The sequence below is a fragment of the Micromonospora acroterricola genome, from assembly GCF_003172955.1.
Lineage (GTDB): Bacteria > Actinomycetota > Actinomycetes > Mycobacteriales > Micromonosporaceae > Micromonospora > Micromonospora acroterricola.
In genome coordinates this window covers 1-6465 of sequence record NZ_QGKR01000072.1, presented here as the reverse complement: position 1 = coordinate 6465, position 6465 = coordinate 1, and the positions used below count along the sequence as shown (strand labels likewise).

At 73.8% G+C, this 6465-nt stretch carries 10 protein-coding genes; 9 read left to right on the top strand and 1 reads right to left on the bottom strand.

The features are described 5' to 3' along the window. From DKT68_RS01165 to DKT68_RS01135, 7 genes are all read left to right on the top strand, one after another. On the top strand, positions 1-418 hold a 418-nt coding region (locus DKT68_RS01165), incomplete at its 5' end, for a winged helix-turn-helix domain-containing protein (protein ID WP_146218257.1). A gap of 259 nt (positions 419-677) precedes the next feature. Further along, positions 678-1283: a winged helix-turn-helix domain-containing protein gene (locus tag DKT68_RS01160; protein WP_109815583.1), complete on the top strand. Its 606-nt coding sequence runs from the start codon at positions 678-680 to the stop codon at positions 1281-1283. A 41-nt stretch (positions 1284-1324) separates the two neighbouring features. After that, complete coding sequence (locus tag DKT68_RS01155) at positions 1325-1978, top strand: nucleoside/nucleotide kinase family protein (protein WP_109815582.1); 654 nt, start codon at positions 1325-1327, stop codon at positions 1976-1978. A gap of 163 nt (positions 1979-2141) precedes the next feature. Then, a complete protein-coding gene (locus DKT68_RS01150; protein ID WP_109815581.1) occupies positions 2142-2540 on the top strand; it encodes a TraR/DksA family transcriptional regulator in 399 nt (132 codons plus the stop codon). 48 nt (positions 2541-2588) lie between these two features. After that, on the top strand, positions 2589-3458 hold the full coding sequence (locus tag DKT68_RS01145; RefSeq protein WP_109815580.1) for a DUF72 domain-containing protein: 870 nt from the start codon (positions 2589-2591) through the stop codon (positions 3456-3458). Between the two features lie 122 nt (positions 3459-3580). Further along, entirely contained in the window at positions 3581-3766 is a 186-nt protein-coding gene (locus tag DKT68_RS01140; protein ID WP_109815584.1) for a hypothetical protein, read from the top strand. After that, entirely contained in the window at positions 3759-4187 is a 429-nt protein-coding gene (locus DKT68_RS01135) for a DUF2267 domain-containing protein (RefSeq protein WP_109815579.1), read from the top strand. The genes DKT68_RS01140 and DKT68_RS01135 overlap by 8 nt, the downstream gene beginning before the upstream one ends. A gap of 34 nt (positions 4188-4221) precedes the next feature. Here the strand turns inward: DKT68_RS01135 and DKT68_RS01130 are convergent, their stop codons facing one another. Next, complete coding sequence (locus DKT68_RS01130) at positions 4222-4995, bottom strand: DUF72 domain-containing protein (RefSeq protein WP_236646659.1); 774 nt, start codon at positions 4993-4995, stop codon at positions 4222-4224. Between the two features lie 158 nt (positions 4996-5153). Here DKT68_RS01130 and DKT68_RS01125 point away from each other — a divergent pair, with 158 nt between their 5' ends. Both DKT68_RS01125 and DKT68_RS01120 read left to right on the top strand, forming a co-directional pair. After that, entirely contained in the window at positions 5154-5459 is a 306-nt protein-coding gene (locus DKT68_RS01125; protein ID WP_109815577.1) for a hypothetical protein, read from the top strand. 11 nt (positions 5460-5470) lie between these two features. Continuing rightward, positions 5471-6465, top strand: a 995-nt coding sequence (locus DKT68_RS01120; RefSeq protein WP_109815576.1) for a cupin domain-containing protein, incomplete at its 3' end; no start/stop codon positions are given.

Below are 6465 nucleotides of genomic sequence, written 5' to 3'. Positions count from 1 at the left end.
CGACCACGCCCCGCCGGCCCCGGGGCCGACCGCGGGCGACGGGACGCCGGCCGCGACCGCCGGTGACGCCGCGCCAACGACGGGCCCGTCCGCCGGCGCCGAGCCGCCCGCCGACGCCGACGAGGTGCACGTCCTGGCCGGTTCGCGGGTGGTCCGCCGGGGCGACCGGGTCGTCCCGCTGACCCGCATCGAGTACGAGCTGCTGCTGTTCCTGGCCGAGCGGCCACGCCGGGTCTTCACCCGTCTCCAGCTGCTCGCCAACGTCTGGGGTTACGAGCACGCCGTGGCCCGGACGGTCGACGTGCACGTCCGTCGCCTGCGCGCCAAGCTGGCCGGCGCGGAGGTGGTCACCACCGTGTACGGGGTGGGTTACCGGCTGGCCGACGAGGCGCGGATCAGGGTGGACCGCAGCCGCTGAACACCCCACGGCGTTGGTCCACAGGAGGCGGAACCGGCCACGGTGAACCGGGCGGGGACCCCCGTATCGGGTCAACCTGACGGCTCTGCTGTAATCATCTGACCTCGTACGCAGAGCGAGCAGTCGGCTGCGATGTGTTCGTCAATTGTCACATTCATGCAACGCAGCCGCCCCTTGACCCTCGTGCGGGCGCCGGGAAACATCGATGAAGCGGCGTCCCGGGCCGTGGGGAGATACCCGGACCAGCCCAAGGAGGACCATGTCGGTCAGCCCCGCCTCGTCGCGCGCAGGATGGCATACGTCCCAACCCGCGGTGCCCGGTCGACCACCGGGCGGCCAGCGCCGCCCGGCGAACACCGCCGCGCCGGTGCTCACCGTGACGCTGTCCATCCCGCTCGCCTGCGAGGAGTCGCTGACCCCGCCGGCGCGCCGGCTGCTCGAGGCGGCCCGCGAGATGCTGGAACGGGGCGAGGCCGTGATCACCAGCTCCGTCCCGACCGAACGCCGCGCCGACGCGGTGCCGGCCAACCGGTCGTCGAGCCGTCCGGTCACCCCGACCATCCCCGCCCTGCACATCCTCGCCTCGTCCCGGTCGGTGCTACGCGACGACGAGCCGCTGCCGCTGACCCGGCTGGAGTTCGACCTGCTGCTGCACCTGGTCGCGCACCCCCGCCGGGTGTTCACCCGGCTGCAACTGCTCAACGCCGTCTGGGGTTACGAGCACGCCGGCGTCCGCACCGTCGACGTGCACGTGCGTCGCCTGCGCGGCAAGGTCGGTGTGGACGTCCCGCTGGTCACCACCGTCTACGGCGTGGGCTACCGGCTGGCCGACGACGCCCGCGTCACCATCGACCGCAGCGGCTGACCCACGCCACGGGCCCGCCGCGCCCGGGGCAGGATGGTCCGGTGCGCATCCGCCCCATCTCGCCCGACCTGCTCGTCACCGAGCTGACCGGTCGGCTGGCCGACGCCGCCGCCAGCGCCGCCCCGAAGCCTGCCCGGCTGCGCGTCGCGATCGACGGCGCTCCCGCCGCCGGCCCCGACGCGCTGGCCGCCGCGCTGGTCGAACCGCTGCGCGCCCAGGGCCGACCGGTGCTGCACGTACGCGCCACCGACTTCCTGCGCCCCGCGTCGCTGCGCTTCGAGCTCGGCCGGACCAACCCGGACGCCTACTACGAGGGCTGGGTGGACGAGGCGGGGTTGCGCCGGGAGGTGCTCGACCCGGCCGGCCCCGGCGGCTCCGGGCGGTTGCTCCCCACGCTCTGGGACGCCGCCGCCGACCGGGCCAGCCGTGCCGCCTACGTCGACCTGGCACCCGGGGGCGTGGTCCTGGTCAGTGGCGCGCTGCTGCTCGGCGGTGGCCTGCCCTTCGACGTCACCGTCCACCTGGAGCTGTCCGCGGCGGCGCTGCGCCGGCGTACCGGACCGGCCGAGGACTGGACCCTGGCGGCCTTCGACCGGTACGCCGAGGAGGTCGCCCCGGCCAGCTTCGCCGACGTGGTGGTGCGGGCCGACGACCCCCGCCGGCCGGCGCTCGTGGAGCCCGGCGCAGGCAGCTGACAATCGTGCGAAATTGGCCGGTTTGATCGACTGCCCGCGCGGGTACTCGCCCGGCTCACAGAGCGCGGGCGACCGCCCGCGCACCAGACGCGACCGTGACCGGGGCCAGGTGCCGCCGGCTTCCCGGTTCACCTTTGACCAGGCCCAGGAAAGGCAGGCAGCCATGCTCGTCCACGACACGGTCGGAACGGGCCGTTCCCAGGCGGACATCGACGCGATCCGGCTCTCGCTCCAGGCGCGCTACGACGAGCTGACCGCGGAGTACGAGCAGGCGGTGCTGCAGAGCCAGGTGCTGCGGCTGGTGGAGGTCGGCGACACCGCCGGCGACGACCAGGCCGACAGCGGCACCAAGACGGCGGAGCGCGACACCGCGCAGTCCCTGTTGCGCACGATCCTCGACCGCCGCGCCCAGTACGAGCACGCCCTCGGCCGGCTCGCGGAGGGCACCTACGGCTGGTGCGAGGGCTGCTCGGCGGCGATCCCCGTGGAGCGGTTGGAAATCTTCCCGTCCGCCACCACGTGCGTGACCTGCAAGCAGACCCGCGAGCGGCGGGCGGCCTGAGCGACTCCAGCGGTTGCCGGTCGGTCCGCGACACGATGGACTCCACCCATGGGTGACATCCTCGTGGGCACCGCGTCCTGGACCGACCGCACGCTGCTCGACTCCGGGTGGTATCCGCAGACCGCGGACACGCCGGAGAAGCGCCTGGCGTACTACGCGAAGCAGTTTCCGCTGGTCGAGGTGGACGCCACCTACTACTCGCCGCCCGCCGAGGCGACCGCCCGGCTCTGGGCGGAGCGCACACCGGCCGGCTTCACCTTCAACGTCAAGGCGTTCAGCCTGCTGACCGGGCATCCCACCCGGGTCAGCGCGCTCTACAAGGACCTGCGTCCGGAGACCGAGAAGAAGAACATCTACCCCGACGACCTGCCCGCGCAGGCGTACGAGGAGGTGTGGACGCGCTTCCTGTCCGCACTGGACCCGCTGGTCGAGGCGGGCAAGCTGGGAGCGCTGCTGTTCCAGTTCCCGCCCTGGTTCACGATCAAGCGGGACAACAAGCAGTACCTGCTGGAGGTGGCGAAGCGCTGCGCGCCGCTGCGTCCGGTCTACGAGTTCCGGCACGCCTCCTGGTTCGACGGCGCCAACGCCGACGAGACGGTGGCGTTCCTGCGTGAGCACCGGCTGCCGTACGTCTGCGTGGACATGCCGCAGGGCCACCGCTCGTCGGTGCCCCCGGTGCTGGCCGCCACCGCGGATCTGGCGGTCGTGCGCTTCCACGGCCACAGCGACAAGTGGACCAGCAGGGACATCCACGAGAAGTTCGGCTACCACTACTCGAAACGGGAGCTGGCCGACTGGGCGCCGAAGCTGCGCGAGCTGGCCGACGAGGCCGGGCAGACGCACGTTCTCATGAACAACTGCTACCGCGACTACGCGCAGACGAACGCGAAGACCCTTGCCGGGCTGCTCGACGCCTGATCGGCCGCTGTGGCCATCTCACCCGTTCGGGGTGGGGTCGGGTCACCCAGCCGAACGGCAGGGTGGGGGTGCGTGCGGTCGCGGAGGTGACCGGCGCCGGAGACGACACGGAGGTGACGGGGATGACGGTTCGACTGGTGGCGGATAGACGGCGCGGCGCCGTCCTGCACGTGGTCGGCAGTGCCGACAACGCCCGGCGCGCACCACAGGGCAGCCCGATCCGGGCCCGACGCGAGCCGGTGGGGCCGCCGCGCCGCGACGACGACCAACGGTGGGACACGGGGGAACGGGGGTCGACCGATGGCTGACCAACTGATCTCGGCGTTCGAGTCCTCGCTCGACAAGACGAACCTGATCCTCAAGGACATCGAGAGCGCCTACGGCTGGCCGAAGGACCGGCGCAACCAGTCGTACGCGGCGTTGCGCACGGTGCTGCACCTGCTCCGGGACCGGATGCCGGTCAACGAGAGCGTGGAGTTCGCCCAGCAGCTGCCGATCCTGGTCCGGGGGATCTACTTCGACGGCTGGAACCCGTCGGACGTCCCGATCAAGCTCAACCGGGACGACTTCCTGTACGAGGTGCGCCAGGGCTTCCCGTACGACGTGGAGGGCGGCCCCGAGCGGGTGACGCAGGTGGTGCTGGACACCCTGCGCCGACACGTCACCCAGGGCGAGTGGCAGGACGTGAAGGACACCATGCCCAAGGACCTGGCCCAGATGCTGCCCTGACGCCCCGAGCCCGTCCGACGGTCGTCGGGCGGGCTCAGCCGTCGGCGGACGGCGGCGGAGCGGACGGCACCCGGGTCACCCGGTGACCGGCCCGGCGGGCCAGCGCGGCGAAGGCGACGGCGTCCACGATGGCCGCGCCACCGGGATCGTTGTTGAAGTAGACGTACGCCGGCTCGTCCGGGCCGAAGGCGTCGGCCAGCCGGCTCACCCACGAGCCGAGCGCCGTCCGCCCGTACCGGGGCCAGGGCCGGGCCCGCCCCTCGTGCAGCCGCAGGTAGCCGAAGTCGGTGGTGCGCCAGCGCGGGGCGACCGGGCGGCCCAGGCGGTCCGCCCAGACCAGCGCCGCCCGCCGCTGTTCCAGGACCCGGCGGGTGGCATCGGTCCACCACGACGGGTGCCGTGGCTCGACCGCCACCCGCACGTCGGCCGGGAAGAGCCGCAGCGTCGCGTCGAGCGCGTCGACGTCCGCCTGGAGGTTCGGTGGCAGCTGCACCAGCACCGGGCCGAGCCGGTCACCGAGCGCGGTGGCCCGGCCGAGGAACCGGGCCACCGGCTCGGCTGGCTCCCGCAGGCGCTTGATGTGGGTCAGGTAGCGGCTCATCTTCACCGCCACGCAGAAGTCGTCCGGCGTCCGGGCCCGCCAGGCGGCGAACGTGTCCCGCTCCGGCAGCCGGTAGAACGCGTTGTTGACCTCGACGGTGGCGAACCCGGCCGCGAAGTGCTCCAGCCAGAGCCGCTGCGGCAGCCGCTCCGGATAGAAGCGGCCGCGCCAGTCCCGGTACTGCCAGCCGGAGGTGCCCACCAGCATCACCCCTTCATCCTCGCACCGACCCGCCCCCGGTGAACCGCCCGTGTCGCCCTGATTCGGCGTCTACGGTGAGGGTTAGAGAAGATCGCGCGTGGGGTACCACCCGCAGCACGACGGACCCCGGCGTACGGCGGGGCGGCACACCCGAGGGAGTACCGATGGCACTCAACGATGACGACATGCAGACCACGGGCGGCGGCGGCCTGGAGGGTCCGGCCGACGGTGGTGCGACCCCGGGCCGGCAGGACGGTGGCGCCGACGGTGGCGCGGAGGGTCCGGCCGACGGTGGTGCCACTCCGGGCCAGCAGGACGGTGGCGCCGACGGTGGCGCGGAGGGTCCGGCCGATGGTGGCGCGACCCCGGGCCGACAGGACGGTGGCGCCGACGGTGGCGCGGAGGGTCCGGCCGACGGCGGCGCGACCCCGGGCCAGCAGGACGGTGGCGCCGACGGCAGCGCCCGGTAGCGGCACCCGTCATGACGCACCTCGACCCGCCGGGCGGCCAGCGCCGCCCGGCGGTGCCGTCCGCGAGCGCCGCCGCGGCGCTCGCCCGCTGCGTCTCGGTCGAACCGGCCAAGTTCGCCGCCGCGCACTGGGGCCACACCCCGCTGCTGTCCCGCGCCGCCGAGCTGCCCGAGCCGGCCGGGTTCGCCGACCTGTTCAGCCCCGCCGACGCCGACGAGCTGCTCAGCCGGCGCGGTCTGCGTACCCCCTTCCTGCGGGTCGCCAAGGACGGGCAGCTGGTCCCGGCGGCGCGCTGGACCGGCGGCGGTGGCGCCGGCGCCGAGATCGGCGACCAGGTGCTCGACGAGCGGGTCCTCGAGCAGTACGCCGGCGGTGCCACCCTGGTGTTGCAGGGCCTGCACCGGATCTGGCCGCCGCTGGTCGACTTCGCCCGCGAGCTGGGCCTCGCGCTGAGCCAACCGCTGCAGGTCAACGCCTACCTCACACCGGCGGGCAGCCAGGGCTTCGCCACCCACTACGACACCCACGACGTGTTCGTGCTCCAGGTCGACGGCCGCAAGCACTGGCGGATCCACCCGCCGGTGCTGCCGGACCCGCTGGAGAAGCAGCCCTGGGGAGGCCGCGCCGACGAGGTCGGCGCCACCGCGCAGGGCCCGGCGGCGCTGGACGTGGTGCTCGCCCCCGGCGATGCCCTCTACCTGCCCCGCGGCTGGCTGCACAGCGCCCAGGCGCAGGAGGCCAGCTCGCTGCACCTGACCGTGGGCATCCGGGCGCTGACCCGCTACGCCCTCGTCGAGGAACTGCTCGCGTTGGCCGCCGAGGACCAGCGGCTGCGCGCCAGCCTGCCGTTCGGCACGGACGTCGCCGACCCGGACGCCATCGAGCCGGAGCTGACCGAGACGGTGGAGGCGCTGCGCGACTGGCTGTTGCGGGCCGACCCGGGCGCCGTCGCGGCGCGGCTGCGGCAGCGCGCCTGGCCGGCCGCCCGCCCCGCGCCGATCCGGCC